Raw genomic sequence first — 23276 nt, forward strand, 5'->3', positions numbered from 1 at the left:
CCCCGCACCCGTGAGCTACTTGCTGTGCTGCTTCGGTGGCCGCGGGAGGAAATAGCTCGTTCGCTGCTGGTATTCGCGATACCCCGGTCGCTTCTCCATGCTGCGCTCGAGCAACCGTGCACCGGTGGCGAACACCAGGAAGTACGTCATCGCGATGGGCGAGAGAAGCGTGAACACCCCGGGCCACGCCGACGCCGAGACGAGGAACAGTCCCCACCAGACCGCCGAGTCGCCGAAGTAGTTGGGGTGCCGCGTCCAGGCCCACAGACCCCGGTCCATGATCCGGCCCTTGTTCGAGGAGTCGGCCTTGAAGGCTTTCAACTGCGCATCGCCCACTGCCTCGAACGTCCATCCGAGAATCCAGACCAGTACTCCGAGCACGACGACCGGCAGAACGGATCCGTGTGCGACAGCGGATACCTGCAGCGGCAGGGACACGAACCACAATGCAACCGCCTGCGTCAGGTAGATCTTCCGCAGGGCGTACAGGGTTTCGTTACCGGGGGCCTTGGCGAGCATCTCGGTGTAGCGCGGATCTTCGCCGTGCCCGCGCGAGCGTCGAAAGACGTGCACGGCAAGGCGAAGCCCCCACACACCGACCAGGACGAGCAGTAGTAAGCGACGCCACAGTTCACCTGTTCCGGTCGCAGCCGAGATCAGGGCGATCAGAACGAATCCGCCGCCCCACGTCACGTCCACGACGTTGTGGCGTCCGATACGCGCGCCGATGAGGGCGGTGACGATCATCAGGACAGCGGTACCGCCGAGGCTCGCCAGCGATACGGTCAGGAAGTCGGACCAGTTCACCGCGGGCACACCCACACCGGTCGAACCGGTTCCATCTCGGACGGTCCGCTCCCGGACCGGACCGCCAGAATCTGATCGACGCCCATCCTGTTGTCCCGGAACGCCATTCCACCGCCGATCAGGTACAGCCGCCACACGCGAGCGACCTCCTCCCCGACCATCGCCACCACGTCGTCGAAGCGTGCCTCGAAGCGCTGGGTCCAGACGTCGACGGTCCGCACGTAATGCTCCCGGAGGGCGTGGACGTCGCGAACCTCGAGTCCGGCCTCCTCGATCATCGCGACGGTCCGCCCGACCGGGCGCATGTACATGTCCGGCGCGATGAACGATTCGATGAATGCTCCGCCGCCGGGGTTGTCGCCTTCCCTCCGCGACATCTGTTGGATCAGCACGCGGCCGCCGGGCTTGACGTTGGTATGCAGGGCGGCGGTGTAGGTCGGGTAATTGGCCTCCCCCACATGCTCGCCCATCTCGATCGACGCCACCGCGTCGAAGGGCCCGTCCGGAATCTCTCGATAATCCTGGATTCGGATCTCGACGCGGTCCTGCAGTCCTCGGTCGGCGATGCGCTTGTCGATGAAGGCCTTCTGCTCCCGGGAGATCGTCACTCCGACGACCTTCGCTCCGTACTCCTGTGCCGCGTGCAGGCTCAGGGATCCCCAGCCGCAACCGACGTCGAGAAAGCGTTGCCCTACGCGCTTGTCGAGGCCGATCTTTCGACATACGAGGTCGAGTTTGTCGCGCTGAGCGTCGTCGAGGGTGTAATCCGGTGAATCGGAGGTCCAGTACGCCGACGAGTACGCCATGTGCGAATCGAGGACCAACTCGTAGAAGTCGTTCGACAGGTCGTAGTGGTGACTGATCGCAGCGCGGTCGCGGAGCACCGAGTGCAGCCGCCCCTTCACCGAGGCCTGCGACACGGGCGGCGGCAGCGGACGGCCGAACACCCCGAGATCCTTGGCCAGTTTCGCCAACCGTAGTAGCGAGGCCGGTCCCGGACGGATCGCCGAGAGTCGACGCTCACGCACCACACCCCAGACGTGATCGAGAGCCGCGGCGAGGTCGCCGTCGACGTCCAACTCGCCGGTGACGTATGCCTGCGCAGCACCGAGTTCACCGGGGCTCCACAGCAATCGCCGAAGAGCGCTCGGACTGCGCAACAGCACCCTCGGTGCCGAGGCATCGCCTGCGACGGATCCGTCCCACGCCTGCAGCCGAACGGGAAGTGGACCACCCACCAGGGGTTCCACCAACTCGGCAATTCGATGCGCAACACCGACTCGTCGATCGGTCCGGTCCACGGAGAGTGTCGAGGTGGTCATCGGTTGTCCCTTCGGTCGAGCACGATCTGTTGAACATCGAGGTACCCGGATCTAAACCCGGCCTCCGAGTAGCACAGGTAGAAGTGCCACATCCGTGCGAACACCTCGTCGAAACCGAGCTGCTCTGCCTCGCTGCGGTATTCGCGGAAACGCCTGTCCCACAGCGCCAGGGTTCGCGCATAGTGATCACCCATGGACAGTCGCTCCCGTACCCGAAGCGAGGTGCTCTGCTCGGTGACCTCTTCGATGGCTCGCACCGACGGCAGGAACCCGCCGGGAAAGATGTACTTGTGTACCCAGGTGTACGTGTTTCGAGTAGCCAGCATTCGGTCGTGCGGCATCGTGATGGCCTGCAGGGCAACTCGACCACCCGGCGCGAGCAACGAGTCGATCGTCTCGAAATACGTTGCCCAGTATTGATGCCCGACGGCCTCGATCATCTCGACCGACACGATCGCGTCGTACTCGCCGTCGACCAAGCGGTAGTCGAGAAGATCGATCCGGATTCTGTCCGCGTAACCGGCAGCGGCACAGCGCTTACGCGCCAGCTCCTGCTGTTCGGTCGACAGTGTCACCGACCGTACCGTCGCACCACGAGCGGCCGCACGAATGGCCAGCTCGCCCCATCCGGTGCCGATCTCGAGCACTCTGGTTCCCTCTCCGACGCCCGCGCGGTCGAGAAGCCGATCGATCTTGCGGCGCTGAGCGTCGGCGAGCTCCGCACTGTCGTCTCCGCTCCCCGATTCGGCGAACAACGCACTCGAGTAGGTCATCGTCTCGTCGAGGAAGAGTTCGAAGAGATCGTTCGACAAGTCGTAGTGGCGCGAGATGTTCGATCGCGTGTTCTTGGTCGTATTACGCTCGCTCCGTGGGGGTTTCGGAATGTACAGCCCTCGGAGTCGCTGCAGCGACTTGGGAATCAGCGACGCCATTCGCCGGGCGAAGACCTCGAGCACAGCAGTGAGGTCCTCGGCATCCCAGTCACCGGCCATGTATGCCTCACCGAATCCGATGAGTCCGCTGTCCCCGACCCGTGCGGCGAAGTCGTGTGGCCGATGGACGGTCATCAACGGTGCCTCGGCCGAACCGGCACCGATCACCTCGCCGTCGGGCATCGCGACCCGAACCTGCAGGCGTGCCACCGCACGGCGAAAGAGAAAGTCGGCCACGGGTGCGGCCACCGCAACCTTTGCACCACCGGGAACATGGGCGATCTGGGGCCAGACCTGCGGATCGACCAGCGGGCTCGGACCACCGACCGGGTTCGACACCGAATTGGATTTCGACACAGTAGTCATCTGTTGGCCCCTTGCTTCTGGGATTTTCGTGCCCCGGGAGGGGCAGGTTTCTGCACGATCTTCAGCCCCCGCGCCCAGAGCCGAATCCCTTGCCATCGGATCTGTACCACCACTCGTAGCGGCGCAATCGGGATCTCGACTGCAGTGCGAAGAATCGACTGCGTCGTCACTTCTCGTCGACGGCCGTCGACGGTCGCCACGAACGGGGGCTGACCGGCGCGTTCGAGGACGATCGAGAGCCGAAGCGCGGCGTCCGGCTCGGGTAGCAGCATGGAGTATTCGCCGTCGACGTCGTTGAACGGAGAGACGTAGAACTCCTTGGTCGTACGGGCCGCGCCGCGATGATCGGTGTGCACCAGGTACCGGTATCGCTCGCCGTAGGTGTTGTGCACCTCCGCGACGACGCAGCGGAGCTCTCCGTCGTTGTCGTGACACCAGTACACACTCAGTGGGTTGAAGGTGTGACCGAACACCCGTGCGCTCGCCAACATCGTGATCCGTCCGCCGCCGAGATCGATACCGTTCTCCGCCAGGAACGCATCGACGTTCTGGCGAAGAGTGGCGTCGGGGTCACCGAGGTGGTCACGGGAGTCGAACGAGGCCAGTGGTCGCAGTATCCGGGGCAACTCGGGAAGCGCGTCGAGGTCGACGAACCAGCTGTAGCTCCGGTACGAGAACGTGTTTCGAATCGGCGCGCGCCGAACGTGGTCGATTCGAGTGCGATACAGAGCCGCCCCGTGCGCGCGGGTGGCCGGCAGAAGAGACGTCAGAGCCACGTGGCACCCACCCGTTGCGCGGCCCGCGCACCCGAGAGCGCACCGTCCTCGTGAAATCCCCAGCCATGGTAAGCACCGGCGAATGCCACGGTGTCGGTGTCCAATTCGGGAAGTCGACGCTGCGCTGCAACCGATTCCGGGGTGTACTGCGGGTGTTCGTAGGTCATCTCGTCCAGCACCCGACCCGGGTCGATACGATCCGCTCCACCGAGGGTGACCAGCATTCTGCGATCGGTCTCCCCCAGGCGTTGCAACCTGGTCAGGTCGTAGCTGACCAGCACCCGGTCGGGTTTGGCCGCGCACGACGGGAGGTGATAGTTCCACGACGCTCGCGCCCTCGTGTTTTTCGGCAGTACCGACGAATCTGTGTGCAGTTGCGTGTGATTGGTCGAGTACGGCATCGCTCCCAGGATGCTGTGCTCGAGCGCAGTCGGTTCTGCGAGCATCTTCAGCGCGGCACCGGGGTGCACCGCGATCACGGCAGCGTCGAACGTACGCAGGTCGTCGCGGGCGTCTCGGATCTGCACGCAGTCCTCGGACCTGTAGACCGCGTGCACGGGGGTATCGAGCAACACCTCGTCGATGTGCCGAGCAACCCGCCGAACGTATTCGATGGATCCACCGGTGACGGTGCGCCAGGTGGGAGAGCCGGTGACGGTGAGCATCCCGTGGTGCCGAAGAAAGGTGAAGAGGTAGCGAGCCGGGTACGCGAGAGCAGTGTCCGGATTGCACGACCACACCGCGGACACCAGCGGCGTCATGAAGTGTGCTTCGAAGTACGCCGAGAACGAGTGCTCTGCGAGAAACTGCGCGAGAGTCGTCTCGGACTCCACCGGTTCGGAACTGTCCAGCAGTTCGTTGGCCAGGCGATGAAAACGCTTGACGTCGAGCAGCATCGAGACGAATCGCGGCTTGAACACCGCTGTGCGTTGCGCGAGGATTCCGCGCATGCCCTGGCCGCCCGAGTATTCGAGGCCGCACCCGTCGCACCGCACGGACATGCTCATGTCCGAATCCTGAGTAGGCACCTCGAGCTCGTCGAACAGTCGAAGCAGCGTCGGATATGTCCGGTCGTTGTGCACGATGAACCCGGTGTCGACGCCGACGCGGCCATCGGGTCCGTCCACGTAGTGGGTGTCCGCATGGCCGCCGAGGCGGGAGTCCGCCTCGTACAACGTCACCGACGACGTCGACGAGAGCGCGTACGCCGCCGTCAGACCGGCAACACCGCTCCCCACCACCGCGACCCGGCGCCGCGTCACGATTGCCTGCCCATGCAGTCGGCCGGCGCATCGGCAGCGATACCGAGAACGAAGTCCCGCGTTGCCCTGGACCAGACCCGCGGATTGCGCAGCATGAAATGCCCACCCGGCACCGAGAGGTAGCGAGCGTCCACCCCGCGCGCCGCCGCACGTTCGGTCGCCCGGCGGGACGTTCGAGGATCGGTCCACCTGTCGGCAGTTCCGTGCATCACGAGCAGCTTCCTACCCGGTTCGAACGCATCGACCTCCGTGCCCTCCGGCCACCACGGAGCCAGGGCCACGACACCCACGATCTTCTGGGTCGTTCCTGCCGGCTCCACTCCTGGGATGGAAGGATCGTCGACCAGTGCAGCGGCGGTGCGGCCACCCATCGAATGGCCGACGACCACCACGTGAACGTCCGGGTACTCGTCGTGAATTCGGTTCAGGGCCCATCGGGCGTCCTCGACCGGAGACCGTTCGGGCGCGTTCCAGCCCCGGAACCGGTACTGCAGCTGCTGCACCGATACGCCGCGTGTACGGCCGACGCGCCGAAGCATCCAGGTGAACGTCCACATGCGCAGACCGGCCAGGTGCCACGGCCGACTGCGGGCCCGGCTCACGTCTTTCCCGCCGCCGAGGACCAGCACGACCAGTGACGGCGCGCGCACCGGTCTGCCGGTATGCAGAACTGGGGTGGGCTCGTTGCTCATGACCACTATTCGACACCGCGGTCGCTTCGGGTTGGATGGGTTCGACCGAGTCGATTGTGACCTGGCCGACAAAGAAGAAGACCGGGCCGAGAGTATCTCTCGGCCCGGTCTTCGTCGGTGGAGCTGCCGGGAATCGAACCCGGGTCCTCTGCTGCATTGCCAGGGCTTCTCCGTGTGCAGTCCGCTATGCCTCTACTTGGATCTCCCGATCTCGCGAACAAGTCAGGATGACGATCCCAGCCACTGTTTGATGTTCCTCATCATCCCGCGGCCGGATGAATCGGTGAGCCCTCTAGCTGATGCCAGTACCCGGGCCGAGGGCAAGCCCGGACTGACAGACACGCAGTCGCTACTTAGGCAGCGAGTGCGTAGTCGCGCTGATTGGAATCGGCGCTTATAAGGTTGCGATGACGCTTACGGTGGTCTCTCGCCTGCACCGACACGCTTCCCCTGACTCAACATACAAAGTCGAAACCGTTCAGCCCCGTATGTTCCCGAACACCGTGCCCGGGCTGTTCAGTGTAACGCCTCCCCCGGACACATTCATTCCATTAACGGCCGACTCGGCGATCCGCAGAATTCGAGGCAGCGTCGGCGTCGACTCGTTGCACCACCGTGCGCAGCATCCGACGGGCCATCACCAGGCGTACGGGCAGCGAGGCGTACCAGACCGCCCGGCCGGCCAGTCCACGAGGGAAGAACACCAACCGCTGCTCGATCGTCGGCTGCTTCGCAGTTCCCCCGACCGTCAGGTCCAGCCAGGCCTCGCCGGGAAGTCGTGTGGAGGACTTGAGCCGCGTGGTGTGCTCGGTGCCCGACGCGGATGCGTCGGGTCCGGTGACGTCGCGATGCCAGCCGGTGAGAACGTCGGCGTCGGCCAATCGTTCGAGTGCAGGCCTGATCGCGGTCGACTGCGCTGCACTGCGGGCGACCCGGGTGTCGGTGTAGACGACCTCGCCTGCCCAGGTCGGATCCGAAGGCAACGGATCCGACGGTGCCGCGGTACCGGTGGCATCAGTCCACCGAGTCTCCACCTCGCCGTCGTCGATCTTGCGCAGCGCCAATCTCACGGAATCGCGGTAGCCGGTCAGGCCGTCCTCCGGGCGCGGGACGACGGCATCGATGTCCATCTCGTGACCGATGGCGTCGTATTGCAGTGATTCGATGAGCGGCATCGCCAGCCCGCGCGGAATGGGAGTCACCAGCCCGATCCAGTGACCGGCCAGTCGCGGAGTCAACACCGGGAGCACGATGATCCGACGCTGCCGCAGACCCGCGACGTCGGCATAGATGTTCATCATCTCGCCGTACTGCATGACATCGGGACCGCCGATGTCGAACGTCCTGGATTCGGTGATGGGCGCACTCGCGGCACCGATCAGGTAGTGCAACACGTCCCGCACAGCGATGGGCTGGATGCGATTGTGTACCCACCGCGGTGTGGTCATCACCGGAAGCCGATTGGTGAGGTGCCGGATCATCTCGAACGACGCCGAGCCGGATCCGATCACGACACCGGCCTGCAGAACGATCGTCGGGACTCCCGAGTCGATCAGAATGCGTCCCACCTCGGCACGCGACTTCAGGTGCGGCGAGAGTTCACCGGTCGGCGGATGCAACCCGCCGAGGTAGACGATGCGCCCCACACCGCATTCCGCCGCCACGGCCGCGACGTTCTCGGCGCTGTCGCGTTCGGTGTCGGCGAAATCCGAGTGCCCTGCGGTGCCCATCGAGTGCACCAGGTAGTACATGACGTCGACTCCGCTGAGCGCTTCCTTCAACGATTCCCGATCGCTCAGATCGCCCTGCACGATCTCGACATCGGTCGCCCACGGCACGGAGTCGAGCTTGGCGGGCGTGCGTGCCAGCACGCGGACCGTGTACCCCTCGTCGAGCAGTCGCGGGGCCAGCCGACCGCCCAGATATCCCGTGGCACCGGTGACGAGGACGCGCGGCGACTTCTCGGGCGCGGCGGTGTCGGAGGCAGAGTCGAAAGCTGTCATAACCGGAGTCATTACCCCCGGGCGGTGCGGTTCAACCAGAGAGCGCGATCATCGCGATCGCACCGAGCGCCAACGCCATTCCGATCTTCTGCAACATTCCCACTCGCTCGCCGAGCATCACCATCGCCAGCAGTACCGTCGCCGCCGGATACAGCGACGCGATGACACTGACCAAGGAGAGCAGACCACCCTGATAGGCGTAGATCATCGCCGCGTTGGCGACGACGTCGAGCACGCTGACGAAGGCCGCGAGTTTGAGCACGCTGCCGTGCGGCGGTGCGAAGTGGCCGGAAGCGAGGGCCACGATCCAGACCACCGCGGTCGCGGATGCGCGCGATGCCGCCAGCGGCCACAGCCCGCTGCCGTCGCCGATCCGGTGCAGAAAGATGAATGCGAACGCGAACGTCACCCCCGAACCGACCGTCAACCAGGCGACTGTTCGGGTGAACTTCATCTCGCGTCCGCCGGCCACCTCGCCGGTCACCTCGTCCGGAGATTCTCTGCTCACCAGCACCACGGCCACCAGTGCTACGGCGATACCGACGAACGCGATGATTCCGGGACGCTCTCCCATGGACAGCCCCACCAGGACCGGGATCCCGGCGACCAGGACGGCGGTGACCGGTGAGACCACGGCCATCGGCCCGGCAGCGAGGGCCAGGTAGAACCACCACACCGCAACGCCACCGGCGACACCCGAGGCCAACCCCCAGAGCATCGCCGGGAGCTCGATCGTGCCGCCGACGAAGGGTGCGACGAGCAGCACGATCATCAGCGACAGGGGGTAGGACACGATGACCACCCGGAGGGCGGCGACTCGGCGGGATGCGACTCCGCCGACGAAATCGCTCACTCCGTAGCCGACGGCGGCTACCAGGGCGAGCAGTACAGCGGTCAGCGCATTCCCTTCACGCGACGACCGAGCTCGCGAGTGACCTCGCGTTCGGCGGTGCGCTTGGCCAGCGACTGTCTCTTGTCGTAGTCCTGCTTGCCCTTGGCCAGTGCCAGCTCGACCTTGACCTTGCCGTCGGAGAAATACATCGACAACGGCACCAGCGTCAGATTTCCCTCTTTGACCTTGCTTGCCAGGCGATCGATCTCGCGGCGATGAAGGAGCAGTTTGCGGTTTCGCCGCGGCGCGTGGTTGGTCCAGCTCCCGAGCGTGTACTCGGCGATGTGCAGCCCGCGCAGCCAGATTTCACCGTCGTCGACGGTCGCGAAGGCGTCGACCAGTGAGGCCTTACCGTCGCGCAGACTCTTGACCTCGGTACCGACGAGGGCGACTCCGGCCTCGAGGACGTCGAGTATGGAGTAGTTGTGCCGCGCCTTGCGATTGGTCGCGATGGCCTTGCGGCCCTTCTCTCTCACTGCAGGGCCCTTTCTCGAGCATGCGCCGCGTGGATCGGTTCCACGGGCAACCGCTCCAGCATAGAACCGAACGGCAACCGAATTTATTCGCGCACGTACAACCGCAGCGTGATGTACGCCGTCACCGCAGCCATGCCCACTCCCACCAGTGCGAGGAACGGCGAGACGAGCAGAACGTCACTGTTCGATATTCGGGCCAGAATGTTGGCCTGATACACATCCGACAGAACGTCGTCGATGAACATGTTCTTCGCGGTGAACAGGCCGGCGATCGCGAGCGCCGAGCCGATCAACGCCGCCACCACCGCCTCCAGGAGGAAGGGCAACTGCGTGTACCACCGAGTGGCACCGACCAACCGCATGATGCCCACCTCGGTTCGTCTGGTGAACGCAGCGATCTGAACCATGTTGGCGATCAACAGGATTGCCGCGATCGCCTGCACCGTGGCGATGGCGAAAGCCGCGTTGCGCACGCCGTTGAGGACACTGAACAGACGCTCGACGAGATCGCGCTGATTGAGAACGCTCTGTACGCCCGGTCGATTCTCGAAGTTGTCGTTGATGACCCCGAACCGTTCGGGATCGCTCAGACGCACCTTGAACGACGCGGGAAAGCTGTCGGCACTGACCAGTTCGGCCAACTCCGGCTGATCCTTGAACACGCGTTCGGTGGCGTCCTTCACCGCATCCTCACGATTGAGGTACTGCACCGAGACCACCGACGGAGTGTTCTCCAGATCCGATCGCAGGGTGGCGCAAGTCTCCTGCGCACAATCGGCGTCGCTCGCCGAGATGTCGTCGGTGAGGAAGATCTGCACCTCCACCCGATCGAGGAAGATCTGCTGAGTCTTCCCCGCCATCTGGACCACGAGCAGGCCACCGCCGAACAGGCCGAGAGAAATTGCGGTCGTCAAGATCATGGCGATCGTCATGGTGATGTTGCGGCGAAGTCCGGTGAAGACCTCGCTGAAGATGAAACTTGCGCGCATCGCGGAATCCGAGCCCTTCGATTCGTTCGGTCGTGACGTCTGTGCGGTCCTGAGTCGGCGGCGGCGTCAGCGACCGACGCCGTAGACCCCGCGGGCCTCGTCACGAACGACTCGTCCGTTGTCGAGTTCGACGACGCGTCGGCGCATCGAGTCGACGATGTGGTTGTCGTGGGTGGCCATCAGCACCGTGGTTCCGGTGCGGTTGATGCGCTCGAGCAGCAGCATGATGTCCTGGCTGGTGTCCGGATCGAGGTTTCCGGTCGGCTCGTCCGCGAGCAGCACGAGTGGACGATTGACGAACGCGCGAGCGATCGCCACCCGCTGCTGTTCTCCACCGGACAACTCGTTAGGCAGACGATCCGACTTACCGCCGAGTCCCACCAGGTCGAGAACTTCGGGAACGGTGCGCTTGATCATCGAGCGCGGCTTGCCGATCACTTCGAGAGCGAACGCCACGTTCTCCACCACCGTCTTCTGCTGCAATAGGCGGAAGTCCTGGAACACGCAGCCCATGCTCTGCCGCAGCCGGGGGACGCGTCGGGCCGCCAGTCGGTTGACGTGGAAATCGGCGACGTGGATGTCGCCGGAGGTGGGCGTCTCCTCCTTGAGGAGCAGCCGCATGAACGTCGATTTGCCCGAACCGGACGGACCGATCAGGAACACGAACTCACCCTTGTCGATGGAGACCGTCACCTTGTCCAGGGCAGGCCTGGTGGAGGTCTTGTAAGACTTGGAGACATTCGAGGTGCTGATCACGGGTCGCCAGTGTAGTCCTTACCGTCCGGTAACCGCCGGAACCGAGGGAGCACCGCGGCGAGTCCCGAGAGACGGTAAAGGATGCCTCAGCGAGACGACGTCGGCGCAGGCTGGCTGGGTATCAGCGACTGAATCACCGGTGGCAGCGGGACACCGAACGGCGCGGTGGTCGTCGACGGCAGGGTCGTCGTGGTCGCCGGCTGCCCTGATTCGTCGACGCTTCCCGATCCGTCGGGATCGGTGGTGGCGGTCGGAGTGGGTGTGACGGTGGTACTCGAATAGGTCGGTTCCACGGTTTGCGGCTGGGTGTAGGGGGTGAGTTCGCCCGGGTCCACGGCAACCGGGCCCTGGATACGTTCACTGTCCCTTTCGGCGATCTCTGCACTGATCTGGCCGTACCACAGACCGGTGAGCACGAAGCAGATCCCGAACGCGACTGTGGACGTGCGGACGCGGCCGTTGATCTTGGCCGGAATGCGCCACTGTCGCCAGTTCCGCTGCGGCCGTTCGGTTCCGGTATCGGGCGTATTCATCGATCCTCCGTCCGATCTCGTCCCGACGCTTCCGGCGCGACCCCGGCCGTACTGACGTCGGGAGCAACGCTGATGCCCTCGGGTCGCAGCGCGGCGGCCACTCGGACTCGAAGTTCTCGTCCTACCTGGAACTGCTTACCCGGCAATGTTCGCGCAACGAGGCGGACGTTGACCTGTCCCACCTCGATGCTCTCCACACCCATCACGGTCGGTTCGTCGAGCAACAGCGGACGCAACCGAGCGTCTGCGAACGCGTCGCGGCCGACCGATCGGAGCAGCGCGTTCACCTGGGTGAGATCGGCGGTGCTCGGCACGGGAACGTCGACGACGGCGCGCGCCCAATCCTTCGACAGGTTGATCGCCTTGACGATCTGCCCGTTCGGCACGGTGATGACCTCACCGTCGACGCTGCGGACCCGGGTGACGCGCAGTGTCACGTCCTCGACCGTGCCCTCGGCGTCCTCGGCAGAACCGTTGACGGCGATCTGCACGACGTCACCGAATCCGTACTGACGTTCGGTGATGATGAAGAACCCGGCCAGAATGTCCTGGACCACGCGCTGAGCACCGAAGCCGAGCGCTGCGCCGATGACCGTCGCGGGTGCCACGAGCCCGCCGACGCCGAATCCGAAGCGACGCAGCACTTCGATGGTGACGAGGATGTAGATGAGGGTGACCACGACCCAGGTGATGACCTGTGCCAGCGCGTGCCGATGCTTGGCGGCCTCGGACCGCACGAGCGCATCGCTGTGCTGGTAGTTCTGATCGATTCGGGCCGTGATGCGGGACCCGGTCCAGGTGACGAACCGCGCGGCCAGCATTCCGCCCAGGATGTACAGCACGATCCCGAGGGCGTTCAGCTTCAGGTCGAGCGTCGGGTTCAGCCAGCTGGTCATCGGAACGACGGAGCGGATCCTGCGCAATGACCGGTCATCTACTGCTCCCCTCGCATTCGCCAACGAATTCCCGATTCCAGGAATCCGTCTATGTCCCCGTCGAGAACTGTAGACGGATTGTTGACTTCGTACTCGGTACGCAGATCCTTGACCATCTGGTACGGGTGCAGAACGTACGAGCGCATCTGGTTACCCCAGGAGCTACCGCCGTCACCCTTGAGCGCATCCATCTCGGCACGCTCTTCCTTGCGCTTGACTTCGAGCAGCTTGGCCTGCAGCACCCGCATGGCCGAGACCTTGTTCTGCAGCTGAGACTTCTCGTTCTGGCAGGTCACCACGATCCCCGTCGGGATGTGCGTCAACCGAACGGCGGAGTCGGTGGTGTTGACCGACTGCCCACCCGGACCGGACGAGCGGTACACGTCCACGCGAATGTCGTTCTCCGGGATCTCGATGTGGTCTGTGGTCTCGACGACCGGAAGCACCTCCACCTCCGCGAAGGAGGTCTGGCGACGACCCTGGTTGTCGAACGGGCTGATCCGCACCAGCCGATGCGTCCCCTGTTCCACCGACAACGTGCCGTACGTGTACGGAGCCTTGACCGCGAACGTCGCGCTCTTGATACCGGCCTCTTCGGCGTAGGACGTGTCGTAGACCTCGACGCCGTAGCCGTGCTTCTCGGCCCAGCGGATGTACATACGCATGAGCATCTCCGCCCAGTCGGCCGCGTCGATTCCGCCTGCACCGGAACGGATGTTGACCAGTGCGTCGCGTGCGTCGTACTCACCGGAGAGCAGGGTCCGCACTTCCATGGCTGCGATGTCCTCCCGGAGCGCGGCGCGTTCGGCGTCGGCGTCGGCGGTGGCGGATTCGGCTGCCTCGCCTTCTTCACCCTCGGCGAGCTCGTACAGAACCGGCATGTCCTCGAGGCGCTGCCTGAGTTCTTCGACGCGGCGAAGCTCGGCCTGCGCATGGGACAGCTGGCTGGTCACCTGCTGCGCGTGTTCCTGGTCGTTCCACAGGTCCGGCGACGCCGCCTGATGCTCGAGTTCGTCGATGCGTCGCCGCAGTTCCTCGACGTCGAGCACCGACTCGACGGTGGACAGAGTGGTGTCGAGCTCGGCCAGGTCTGCAGAAACGTCGGGATGCACGAGAGTCAAGGTTACCGGCACGCGAACCCGAACCCGACCGCCCCCGATTCCCCCGGCCCCCACGAGCCGAACGGACACCGACGTCGAGGGTTCGAACCGCGCAGATTTCAACTCTCGTCAGGCCATCGGTGGACTGCTAGCTTTCGGCTCATCGACATATTCGCATCTCGACATGCCTGCCACCGCCCGGTGCCGGCCACACCCGCAGTACACAGGAGCGTCGCATGACCGTCACCGACCAGTACCTCGAGAACAACAAGGCGTACGCCGCGACGTTCGACGGTCCCCTGCCGTTGCCGCCGTCGAAGCACGTGGCAGTGGTGGCGTGCATGGACGCCCGACTCGACGTCTACCGCATCCTCGGTCTCCACGACGGCGAAGCACACGTGATCCGCAATGCGGGCGGTGTCATCACCGATGACGAGATTCGCTCACTGGCCATCAGTCAGCGCCTGCTCGGCACGAAGGAGATCATCCTGATCCATCACACCGACTGCGGCATGCTCACCTTCACCGACGACGAGTTCAAGAAAGACCTACAGGACGAGACGGGCATCAAGCCACACTGGGCTGCCGAGTCGTTCACCGACTTGGACCGCGATGTTCGCCAGTCGCTCGCTCGCATCGAGCAGAGCCCGTTCGTCACGAAGCACGAATCCGTTCGAGGCTTCGTCTTCGACGTCGCAACCGGAAAGCTGAACGAAGTCACCGAATAGGCCCGACCACCCATGTCGCCGCGTACGAGCAGCCCGTGCGCGGCGATAGTCTTCTCCGGTGACCGATTACTCCTCCGATCTTGTTCTCGCCCTCACTCTCGCCGACGAGGCGGACGCCATCACACGCCGACGATTTCTCGCCATGGACCTGTCGGTCGATTCCAAGCCGGATCTCACCCCGGTGTCCGACGCGGATCTGGCTGTCGAGACGGCAATCCGCAACTCGCTGGGTGCGCAGCGCCCCACCGACGCATTGCTGGGCGAGGAGTTCGGCGGTACTGCAACCTTCAGCGGACGCCAGTGGGTGGTGGATCCCATCGACGGCACCAAGAACTTCGTCCGCGGCGTGCCCGTCTGGGCGACCCTCATCGCGTTGCTCGACGACGGCGTACCGCGAGTCGGAGTCGTCAGCGCGCCTGCCCTGAACCGACGCTGGTGGGCCGCGAGCGATCTCGGAGCATGGACGGCGTCCGACGGCGGCACCCCGCGCCCGATCGAGGTCTCGAAGGTCGATTCGTTGGCGTCGTCGAGTCTGAGCTTCTCCAGCCTGTCCGGCTGGGCGGATCTGGGTACCAGGGATCGGTTCCTCGATCTGACCGACGCCGTGTGGCGGGTGCGCGGCTACGGCGACTTCTTCTCGTACTGCCTGGTCGCCGAGGGGGCAGTCGACATCGCCGCCGAACCCGAGGTCTCACTGTGGGACCTGGCCGCGCTCGATGTCCTGGTGCGCGAGGCAGGCGGCGAGTTCACCGCGCTCGACGGCACCGCGGGCCCACACGGTGGCAGTGCCGTGGCCACCAACGGCCTACTGCAGCACGCGGTCCTCGAGCACCTGTCCCCTCGGGCCTGACACTCGCTTAGAGAACTGCAGCCACAACCAGCGCGATCAGCGGTGTGATGCCCTGAACGAACGCCGCTCGAAAGTACTTCGCGCCACCGGTCGCGAGCACGAGTGCCGCGCCGACGATACTCGCGCAGGCGAAGTACACGACGGCGTCGCCCGCGGAGCCGCCCACGACGAGGCCGACCACGATGCCGATGGCCAGGAACAGGTTGTAGAAGCCCTGGTTGAAGGCCATCGGTTTGACGACGTCGGCGTCGTGCTGACTGGCGACGCCGAAACGCGACCATACTGCGGGCCTGGACCAGGCCACGCTCTCCATGACGAAGATGACGACGTGGAGGGCCGCGGCGAGGCCGGCGAAAACCTGGGCGATCGGATGCACCGGATCAGCGTGCCACATCCAGCCCGGCCTGGCGTGATGCACTCGGCAACGACTCGGCTCGGTGCGTGAACTTACTCGATAGTAGACAGCTATCTTACTCGGGAGTAAGATCTGTGGAGTCCGTGACCGACGCCGAGGAACTGGTGATCATGAGCAAGCAAGACAGTGTGGTCGACGCGAAGGCCCCCAAGGTGCCCCGCGATACTTCTGCGGTTGGCCTCAACCCGTTCAAGAGGGATGCGATCGGAACCGCGATGCGCGTTCTGACCGCCATCACCGGATCCGAACTGGCGGAGAAGTACAACCTTCGTCAGACGATCGACCGGGTGACGTACGAGAGCACCAAGACCGGGTTCAAGACTCTCGGCGCGGCAAATCGCACGTTCGCCAAGGTCACCGGTGGCGGTAAGCCCAAGCGTCTCGACGACGGTGCCGCCAAGAACCTGAGCTACTTCGACCTGACGCCCGACGACGAGCAGCGCATGATCGTCGAGACGGTCAAGGAGTTCGCCGAGGAAATCCTCCGGCCTGCCGCATTCGATGCAGACCACAACGCGTCCTCGCCCGAGGACCTCGTGCGTCGCTCCGCCGAACTCGGCATCACCCTCATCAACGTTCCCGAGGAGCTCGACGGCGCTGCCACCGAGCGCGGGGCCGTCACCAACTCGCTCGTCGCCGAGGCGCTGGCGCACGGCGACATGGGCCTGGCCCTGCCCATCCTCGCCCCCTCCGGCGTCGCCGTCGCGCTGACCCAATGGGGAACGGACGCACAGCAGAAGACCTACCTGCCCGCGTTCGTGGGCGAGAAGGTTCCGAACGCTGCGGTGGTCGTCAACGAGCCCCGCGCGCTCTTCGATCCGTATGCGTTGCAGACCAAGGCCGCTCGCTCCCCCAGCGGCTACAAGCTCAACGGCGTCAAGAGCCTGGTGCCTGCTGCAGGCAGCTCCGAGCTGTTCGTCATCGCCGCAGAACTCGAAGGCCGCCCGGCATTCTTCATCGTCGAGTCCGACTCGAAGGGTCTCGTCGTCGAGGCCGATCCGAGCATGGGGCTGCGTGCTGCCGGACTCGGTCGCCTGATCCTGACCGACGTCGCAGTTCCCGAGTCGGCATTGCTCGGTGACGGTGACGCGGACCAGCGGGCCGCCGAATACAGCGCTGCCATCGGTCTCGCACGACTGGGCTGGGCGTCGCTGGCCGTCGGTACGAGCCAGGCCGTGCTGGACTACGTCGTCCCCTACGTGAACGAGCGTGTGGCCTTCGGCGAGCCGATCAGCAACCGCCAGGCCGTGGCCTTCATGGTCGCCAACATCGCCATCGAGCTCGACGGCATGCGGTTGGTGACGCTGCGCGGCGCTTCGCGGGCCGAGCAGGGACTGTCGTTCGCCCGCGAATCGGCGCTCGCGCGTCGACTCGCCTCCGAGAAGGGCATGCAGATCGGTTCCGATGGCGTTCAGTTGCTCGGCGGTCACGGCTTCACCAAGGAGCACCCGGTGGAGCGTTGGTACCGCGATCTGCGATCCGTCGGCGTCGCCGAAGGCATCGTTCTCATCTAGCCGTCCGCCCCCGAATTCCATGGCACTCACCCAAGGACACACACCATGATCAATCTTGAACTTCCCAAGAAGCTTCGGGCGCAGGCGAATCAGGCTCACCAGGTCGCTGCCGAGATCTTCCGCCCGATTTCCCGAAAGTACGACCTCGCCGAGCACGAGTACCCGGTCGAGCTCGACACCATGGCGTCGATGGTCGAAGGCATGTCCGACGCCGGTGGCGAAATCGGCGGAGCCGCCGGTGGCCGCGAGAAGGACAGCGAGTCGGCCAAGCCCAGCAAAACCGCGAACGCCAACGGCGGCAACATGTCTGCCCTGGTGAACGTGATCGAGACCTGCTGGGGCGACGTCGGCCTGACGCTGTCGATCCCCTACCAGGGCCTGGGCAACTCGGCCATCGCAGCCGTGTCCACCGACGAGCAGCTCGAGCGCTTCGGCAAGGTGTGGGCCTCGATGGCCATCACCGAGCCCAGCTTCGGCTCGGACTCCGCAGCGGTGACCACCACCGCCGTCCTCGACGGTGACGAGTGGGTACTCAACGGCGAGAAGATCTACGTCACCGCCGGTGAGCGTTCCACCCACATCGTCGTATGGGCGACGGTCGACAAGTCGCTCGGCCGCGCGGCCATCAAGTCGTTCGTCGTTCCGCGTGACGCACCGGGCCTGTCGGTTGCACGTCTCGAGCACAAGTTGGGCATCAAGGCGTCCGACACCGCTGCGCTGCTGCTCGAGGATTGCCGCATCCCGAAGGACAATTTGCTCGGCACCGCCGAGGTGAACGTCGAAAAGGGCTTCGCAGGCGTCATGCAGACCTTCGACAACACCCGCCCCCTGGTGGCCGGTATGGCCATCGGTGTGGCGCGGGCGGCGCTCGAAGAGCTGCGATCGATCCTGGTCGATGCCGGAGTCGACATCTCGTACGAGACACCCGCCTACAACCAGCACGCGGCGGCCGCAGAGTTCCTCCGCCTCGAAGCGGACTGGGAAGCAGCGCATCTGCTCGCACTGCGGGCAGCGTGGATGGCCGACAACAAGGAGCCCAACTCGCTGCAGGCGTCGATGTCGAAGGCCAAGGCGGGCCGCTCGGCAGTCGACATCACCCTCAAGGCAGTGGAACTCGCCGGTACCTACGGCTACTCCGAGCGCCCGCTGCTCGAGAAGTGGAGCCGCGACTCCAAGATTCTCGACATCTTCGAGGGAACTCAGCAGATCCAGCAGCTGATCGTTGCTCGTCGAGTACTCGGGAAGTCGTCCGCAGAACTGAAGTGATACCTGGCTCGTCGTCGAGCCGAGATGTCGCCGCGAAACGGCATCGGACCCCGCGTCCGATGCCGTTTTTCGTGCGTCGGAAAGAAAAATTCCGGGAGGGTGTCGATATCGTGGTCTGCCGGACGTCGTCATCGTGAACGGCGACTCGCGCCGCGACAACGAGGTACCGAACCCAGGAGCGCACCATGAAGTACATCCTCTTGATCAACGCCGACACCACGCCCGGAGCAGCACCGGGCTGCAGCAGTGTCGAGGACTGGATGACCTACGAGAAAGAGATGAAGGAAGCCGGCGTCTTCGTCTCCGGGTACGCCATGGCCGATCTGACGACCGCCACCGCGGTGCGCGTCGATCCGCGCACCGAGGTACGGACCGTCACCGACGGCCCGTACGCCGAGTCGCACGAGGTTCTCGGCGGCTACGACGTGATCGACGTCCCCGACCTGGACGCGGCACTCGAGTGGGCGGCCCGATGCCCGGGCTCCAAGGACGGCGGCGCGGTGATCGTGCGGCCCCTTGCAGAATTCTGACCGGCGCAGTCCCGCCATGCAGGATTCCTCGGTGAACGAGTCGGGGGTTCATCGAGCGCTCGAATCGGTTTTCCGAGCCGAGCGCTCGATTCTGCTCGCCTCGTTGGTACAGCGGTACCGCGACCTCGACCTCGCCGAGGAAGTGACCTCGGACGCCATCGAGTCGGCCCTCAAACACTGGCCGGTCGATGGCGTCCCGTCACGGCCGGGGGCGTGGCTACTCACCACTGCCCGCCGGAAGGCGGTCGATCGGCTGCGCCGCGATCAGAGCCTGGCCGCCAAGGTCGGAGTGTTGCAGGCGGATACGGATCGCAGCGAACCGAGCAGCCCGAATTCGCTCGACGATGCTCTGCCCGACGACCGGCTGCAGTTGTTCTTCACGTGTGCACACCCGGCGCTTGCGGCCGGTGACCGACTCGCGTTGACGCTTCGATGCCTGGCCGGTCTCGGTACCGGCGAGGTGGCCCGTGCGTTGCTCATCCCTCCGGCCACGGCGGCGCAGCGAATTGTGCGGGCCAAGAACAAGATTCGGGCCGCACGGATTCCGTTTCGCCTCCCGGGCCCGGACGAGCTGGCAGGCAGGGTGCCGATGGTGCTCGAGGTGGTCTATTCGATCTTCACCGAGGGCTATTCGGCGACCTCGGGTGAGAGTGTCGGGCGAGTCGATCTCGTCTCCGAAGCCATCGGTATGGGACGACTTCTCCACACCGCACTGCCGACCGAGCCCGAGGTGGCAGGCCTGCTGGCGTTGATGCTGCTCATCGACGCCAGACGCGACGCTCGCACCGACTCGGATGGTGACATCGTGCTGTTGGCAGATCAGGACCGTGGACTCTGGAACGCCGAGATCATCGCCGAAGGGACGGAACTCGTGGTCGAGGCCCTCAGCGGCGGCCGGGGCGGTCCGTACGCCGTGCAGGCGGCCATCGCTGCGCTGCATGCAGAATCACCCGACACCGACAACACGGACTGGCCCCAGATCGTTGCGCTGTACGACGTGCTCATGACACGGACACCGAATGCGATTGTCGCGATGAACAGGGCTGTCGCACTGGCGATGCGCGACGGTCCCGAGCCCGGTCTGCGCGAGCTCGACCGGCTTGCCGACGAGGCGTCGTTGCGCCGATATCATCCGCATCCCATGGCGAGAGCCGATCTGCTGCAACGACTCGACAGGTTCGAGGAGGCGGCGGTGCAGTATCGCCGTGCGTTGGATTTCGCCCGAACCGCACCGGAGAAACGCCTGCTCCGACGTCGGCTCACGGAAGTGAGCACCTGCCGCGGTCAGGCCGACAGAACCGCGCCCACCTGATCTGCCGTCAACGCACGGTCCGCGTACACCACGCGAATTGCGTCGACATCCGGATTGCCGACGTCGGGTCCGCGGGTGATCAACTCCAGGCCTGCGCGTTCGGCCACCCGCGCCGACGCGACATTGTGTTCGAGCAGGTATGCCACGATCGGCAGTTCGGGCTCGGTTCGGTGCGCGCACTCGACTGCGATCTCACACATCTCCGCGGCATACCCGTTGCCCTGCGCGTCGGGATGGAGGCGATAGCCGAGATTCCAGAAGGCGTTGCGGCGCTTCGAACATCCGCCGTAGCCACTGAGCGTGTGGCTGCCGCGCTCACGAATCATCCAGGTGGACAATCCATCCCGCCGCCACTGCTCCGACCAGCCCTGCACCATTCGTTCGGTCACGCCGGGATCGGTGTGCCGCAGGCTCGGAAAGTGGGTCCACGACTGCGGGTCGCTGCAGATCGCGTACAACTCATCGAGATCGGCGACGGCCGGCTCGTCGAGGTCGAGACGCGAGGTTCGTATTCGCACACGCCGGATCCTACGGGGAGGAAATCTGGTAGACCGGTGGTACGGAATCGAGTGAAGGGTGTGACCGTCATGGCCGAGTGGGTCAAGAAGATCGAAGAGAACGCGAAGGGTCTCATCGCCGAGGCCGAACAGGAGTTGACGGCACTCGAGGGCGTGGACACGGTCGACCTCACCGCCGACGCCTCCGAGGACGGCGAGGATTCCGACACGGTCACCAGTGACGATGCCCGCGAGCAGGTTTCGGACTGAACCGACGGTACCCAGTCGTCACGGCCGGACCACGACGACACACGATCGGTCGGTGGACGTCGATCGGAATCATCTGTCGCACACCAGGTTTCGCCTCGGCGACTACGCACCCGACGCGGGATGTCCACCGTCGCGGCACTGTCCGAAATGCTCGAACACACCGACCGGTAGCCGGGATCAGTCGAACACGGACCAACAGATGCTGTTTCTTCTCTTCTGGTCTTCCAACACCAGCCGGCGCACGCTTTTCGGAAGCCGGTCACGCTGCCACTCGAGCTCTTTCCTGCCTGCACTCGTCTCTCGGCCTGCAGGTGCAGCCGCCCGCGCTGCCTTGATGGCGTAGGCGGCTGCTCCGAGGTCGTGTTCGGGTACGTGAGCCACGCAGGCTGCCTGGCCCGCGGCGTACGCGGCGAAGCGAGAGCAACCGACGAGCGGCCGTGCTGCTCCCATGGCGTGGCCACCGAGGGCGCGGGTGGCCATCATCGCGAGTTCGCCGCGCACCCACGCACGGGTGGCCTCGATCGCCTCGCGTGGTCGCGGGTCGACGGGTCGGACCGTCTCGAACAAGTGGAGGACGTGTTCCGCACACTCGGCCGCCCAGAGCGCGAGGCTCCGATGGTCGTCTTCGGACAGAAGTCCGCCGCGCTGCACGGTGATGAGGCGAGGGTCTCGGACGGCGGGAAGAATCACACGAGTCGTCCTTTCGACGGTATCGCGTTCGCCCTCGGGCCGAACGGGCCGTTTCTGCACATACGAGAATACGAAAAAGACCCAGGACATAGGTCCTGGGTCTTCGTCAGTGGTAGCGGGGACAGGATTTGAACCTGCGACCTCTGGGTTATGAGCCCAGCGAGCTACCGAGCTGCTCCACCCCGCGTTGCAACTACGAAGTTACTACCGTGCGTACGGCCAATGCAAATCACGTGACTTCCGAGCGCTGTCACCCGCTCGACGAAGTGCACCGCGGCAGGTTGTGGCTCGCGCTTATCACGGTTCAGGCGGCTCGAAATAGTGCTCCGCGTCTCTTTTCGTGCGTGTTTCGAGTCACATAACGGTCGGGTTACGAAGTAGAAACATTAGCGCCACGACCGGGCCTGAGCTGGCGAAATACCCCTTGGAGTCCCAGTATGTGGACATCTGCTGTCCCATTCCTGCTCAGTGACGGTGAGCAGATCCTCGACTACCTTCACGGGCGGCCCTAAACCGCTGGGCCTGCACCACCCCGCCGCTTCCTTCGCTCTGCCCCGCGGGTGTGGTCCCCAATACGTACGGGGGCAGAGCCGCGACGATACGAAGTGCCTGGTCACGAACGCCGTACATCCCGGCGAGGTGATTGCAGGCCAGTCGCGCCAGTCGAGCGCGGAGAGGATTCACCCCGCATGACCACACAGAACAATTTCGGCAAGCGCGCTCTCGGATTGGTCGCCATCGCAGGTGCCGCCGTAGCGATCCCCCTCGGCGTTTCAGCCGGAACCGCCAACGCAGCCTCGAACAACTGGGACGCAGTCGCACAGTGCGAGAGCGGTGGCAACTGGAGCATCAACACCGGAAACGGCTACTACGGTGGCCTGCAGTTCTCGCAGAGCACCTGGACGGCCAACGGCGGAACCGGATCGCCGGCCAACGCATCCAAGGCCGAGCAGATCCGCGTCGCGGAGAACACCCTGCAGAGTCAGGGACCGGGCGCATGGCCCGTGTGCGGTCAGCAGCTGACCAAGGGTGCCTCCACTCCCGAGCCCGAGGCAGCTCCCGCACCGGCTCCGCAGCCAGCTCCCGCACCGGCACCGGCACCGGTCGTGGCCCCCGAGGCCGCAGCAGCCACGCAGGCTGCACAGGGCGTGTTCGACGCGGCGTCCAAGCTCGCCGACCAGTACGGCCTGAGCACTCAGTTCCAGCACCTCGTTGCAGCGAACGCCCCGGTGCTCGCGCCCATCGGACGCTGATCACCCAACAGTTCGTCGAACTGCCTCTCACGTTGCCTCGTATCTCACGCGCGAGCAGGTGACGAACGACGGAAGGGCCGCCTCACCATTCGGTGAGGCGGCCCTTTCGC

At 64.9% G+C, this 23276-nt stretch carries 25 protein-coding genes, 1 tRNA gene and 1 other RNA gene; 8 read left to right on the top strand and 19 right to left on the bottom strand.

What is annotated here, in order from left to right; genetic code table 11:
- Positions 1–15: 15 nt before the first annotated feature.
- The 15 genes from CH306_RS24380 to prfB all read right to left on the bottom strand — a co-directional run bounded on the left by CH306_RS24380 (position 16) and on the right by prfB (position 13853).
- The gene (locus tag CH306_RS24380; protein WP_094629879.1) at positions 16–816 is read right to left on the bottom strand and encodes a DUF1295 domain-containing protein; all 801 of its coding nucleotides are present in this window, start codon (positions 814–816) and stop codon (positions 16–18) included.
- A complete protein-coding gene (locus tag CH306_RS24385; RefSeq protein ID WP_094648129.1) occupies positions 804–2129 on the bottom strand; it encodes an SAM-dependent methyltransferase in 1326 nt (441 codons plus the stop codon). Before CH306_RS24385 ends, CH306_RS24380 begins: the two co-directional genes overlap by 13 nt.
- Positions 2126–3427 (bottom strand): SAM-dependent methyltransferase, encoded by a 1302-nt coding sequence (locus CH306_RS24390; protein WP_176459087.1) that lies wholly within the window; start codon positions 3425–3427, stop codon positions 2126–2128. The genes CH306_RS24385 and CH306_RS24390 overlap by 4 nt, the downstream gene beginning before the upstream one ends.
- A complete protein-coding gene (locus tag CH306_RS24395; RefSeq protein WP_094648130.1) occupies positions 3424–4203 on the bottom strand; it encodes a DUF1365 domain-containing protein in 780 nt (259 codons plus the stop codon). The genes CH306_RS24390 and CH306_RS24395 overlap by 4 nt, the downstream gene beginning before the upstream one ends.
- Entirely contained in the window at positions 4194–5483 is a 1290-nt protein-coding gene (locus CH306_RS24400) for an NAD(P)/FAD-dependent oxidoreductase (protein WP_373453539.1), read from the bottom strand. Before CH306_RS24400 ends, CH306_RS24395 begins: the two co-directional genes overlap by 10 nt.
- Positions 5462–6157: an alpha/beta hydrolase family protein gene (locus CH306_RS24405; protein ID WP_094648190.1), complete on the bottom strand. Its 696-nt coding sequence runs from the start codon at positions 6155–6157 to the stop codon at positions 5462–5464. Before CH306_RS24405 ends, CH306_RS24400 begins: the two co-directional genes overlap by 22 nt.
- A gap of 115 nt (positions 6158–6272) precedes the next feature.
- Positions 6273–6643, bottom strand: a transfer-messenger RNA (tmRNA) gene (gene ssrA, locus CH306_RS24410).
- Positions 6644–6708: 65 nt separating this feature from the next.
- Positions 6709–8160 carry an SDR family NAD(P)-dependent oxidoreductase gene (locus CH306_RS24415; RefSeq protein ID WP_254924073.1) on the bottom strand — a complete coding sequence of 484 codons (1452 nt, stop codon included), beginning with the start codon at positions 8158–8160 and terminating at the stop codon, positions 6709–6711.
- 31 nt (positions 8161–8191) lie between these two features.
- Positions 8192–9046, bottom strand: a complete 855-nt coding sequence (locus CH306_RS24420; RefSeq protein ID WP_094648131.1) for a DMT family transporter — start codon at positions 9044–9046, stop codon at positions 8192–8194.
- Between the two features lie 8 nt (positions 9047–9054).
- Positions 9055–9528 (bottom strand): SsrA-binding protein SmpB, encoded by a 474-nt coding sequence (gene smpB, locus CH306_RS24425; RefSeq protein ID WP_032397704.1) that lies wholly within the window; start codon positions 9526–9528, stop codon positions 9055–9057.
- Positions 9529–9611: 83 nt separating this feature from the next.
- On the bottom strand, positions 9612–10517 hold the full coding sequence (gene ftsX / locus CH306_RS24430) for a permease-like cell division protein FtsX (RefSeq protein ID WP_045195704.1): 906 nt from the start codon (positions 10515–10517) through the stop codon (positions 9612–9614).
- A 66-nt stretch (positions 10518–10583) separates the two neighbouring features.
- Positions 10584–11273, bottom strand: coding sequence for a cell division ATP-binding protein FtsE (gene ftsE, locus CH306_RS24435; RefSeq protein ID WP_027496574.1), 690 nt, complete (start codon positions 11271–11273; stop codon positions 10584–10586).
- Between the two features lie 86 nt (positions 11274–11359).
- Positions 11360–11806: a hypothetical protein gene (locus CH306_RS24440; RefSeq protein ID WP_094648132.1), complete on the bottom strand. Its 447-nt coding sequence runs from the start codon at positions 11804–11806 to the stop codon at positions 11360–11362.
- Positions 11803–12702 (bottom strand): mechanosensitive ion channel family protein, encoded by a 900-nt coding sequence (locus CH306_RS24445; protein ID WP_032397701.1) that lies wholly within the window; start codon positions 12700–12702, stop codon positions 11803–11805. Before CH306_RS24445 ends, CH306_RS24440 begins: the two co-directional genes overlap by 4 nt.
- A 38-nt stretch (positions 12703–12740) precedes the next feature.
- A complete protein-coding gene (gene prfB / locus CH306_RS24450; RefSeq protein ID WP_032398321.1) occupies positions 12741–13853 on the bottom strand; it encodes a peptide chain release factor 2 in 1113 nt (370 codons plus the stop codon).
- A gap of 224 nt (positions 13854–14077) precedes the next feature.
- Here prfB and CH306_RS24455 point away from each other — a divergent pair, with 224 nt between their 5' ends.
- Both CH306_RS24455 and hisN read left to right on the top strand, forming a co-directional pair.
- A complete protein-coding gene (locus CH306_RS24455) occupies positions 14078–14569 on the top strand; it encodes a beta-class carbonic anhydrase (protein ID WP_094629871.1) in 492 nt (163 codons plus the stop codon).
- Positions 14570–14627: 58 nt separating this feature from the next.
- Positions 14628–15419, top strand: coding sequence for a histidinol-phosphatase (gene hisN, locus CH306_RS24460; RefSeq protein ID WP_094648133.1), 792 nt, complete (start codon positions 14628–14630; stop codon positions 15417–15419).
- A 7-nt stretch (positions 15420–15426) separates the two neighbouring features.
- On the opposite strand, the gene CH306_RS24465 is transcribed toward hisN, so the two are convergent.
- Positions 15427–15795, bottom strand: a complete 369-nt coding sequence (locus CH306_RS24465; RefSeq protein WP_094648191.1) for a DUF1304 domain-containing protein — start codon at positions 15793–15795, stop codon at positions 15427–15429.
- A 143-nt stretch (positions 15796–15938) separates the two neighbouring features.
- On the opposite strand from CH306_RS24465, the gene CH306_RS24470 reads away from it, so the two are divergent.
- The 4 genes from CH306_RS24470 to CH306_RS24485 all read left to right on the top strand — a co-directional run bounded on the left by CH306_RS24470 (position 15939) and on the right by CH306_RS24485 (position 20456).
- A complete protein-coding gene (locus CH306_RS24470) occupies positions 15939–17348 on the top strand; it encodes an acyl-CoA dehydrogenase family protein (protein WP_094648192.1) in 1410 nt (469 codons plus the stop codon).
- 45 nt (positions 17349–17393) lie between these two features.
- The gene (locus CH306_RS24475) at positions 17394–18614 is read left to right on the top strand and encodes an acyl-CoA dehydrogenase family protein (protein WP_032397698.1); all 1221 of its coding nucleotides are present in this window, start codon (positions 17394–17396) and stop codon (positions 18612–18614) included.
- Positions 18615–18799: 185 nt separating this feature from the next.
- Positions 18800–19144, top strand: coding sequence for a YciI family protein (locus CH306_RS24480; protein WP_032397697.1), 345 nt, complete (start codon positions 18800–18802; stop codon positions 19142–19144).
- Positions 19145–19160: 16 nt separating this feature from the next.
- Complete coding sequence (locus tag CH306_RS24485) at positions 19161–20456, top strand: RNA polymerase sigma factor (protein WP_094648134.1); 1296 nt, start codon at positions 19161–19163, stop codon at positions 20454–20456.
- On the opposite strand, the gene CH306_RS24490 is transcribed toward CH306_RS24485, so the two are convergent.
- Positions 20429–20974 (bottom strand): GNAT family N-acetyltransferase, encoded by a 546-nt coding sequence (locus CH306_RS24490; protein ID WP_094648135.1) that lies wholly within the window; start codon positions 20972–20974, stop codon positions 20429–20431. The two genes, CH306_RS24485 and CH306_RS24490, sit on opposite strands and share 28 nt — an antisense overlap.
- Before the next feature lie 51 nt (positions 20975–21025).
- On the opposite strand from CH306_RS24490, the gene CH306_RS24495 reads away from it, so the two are divergent.
- Entirely contained in the window at positions 21026–21223 is a 198-nt protein-coding gene (locus tag CH306_RS24495; RefSeq protein ID WP_235387136.1) for a hypothetical protein, read from the top strand.
- 177 nt (positions 21224–21400) lie between these two features.
- Here CH306_RS24495 and CH306_RS24500 read toward each other — a convergent pair whose 3' ends face one another.
- Both CH306_RS24500 and CH306_RS24505 read right to left on the bottom strand, forming a co-directional pair.
- Positions 21401–21913, bottom strand: coding sequence for a putative immunity protein (locus CH306_RS24500; protein ID WP_094648136.1), 513 nt, complete (start codon positions 21911–21913; stop codon positions 21401–21403).
- 110 nt (positions 21914–22023) lie between these two features.
- Positions 22024–22100 (bottom strand) — tRNA-Met (locus CH306_RS24505).
- A gap of 502 nt (positions 22101–22602) precedes the next feature.
- Here CH306_RS24505 and CH306_RS24510 point away from each other — a divergent pair.
- On the top strand, positions 22603–23166 hold the full coding sequence (locus tag CH306_RS24510; protein WP_032397693.1) for a transglycosylase family protein: 564 nt from the start codon (positions 22603–22605) through the stop codon (positions 23164–23166).
- Positions 23167–23276 lie beyond the last annotated feature (110 nt).

The organism is Rhodococcus sp. 15-725-2-2b, assembly GCF_002259075.1.
Lineage (GTDB): Bacteria > Actinomycetota > Actinomycetes > Mycobacteriales > Mycobacteriaceae > Rhodococcoides.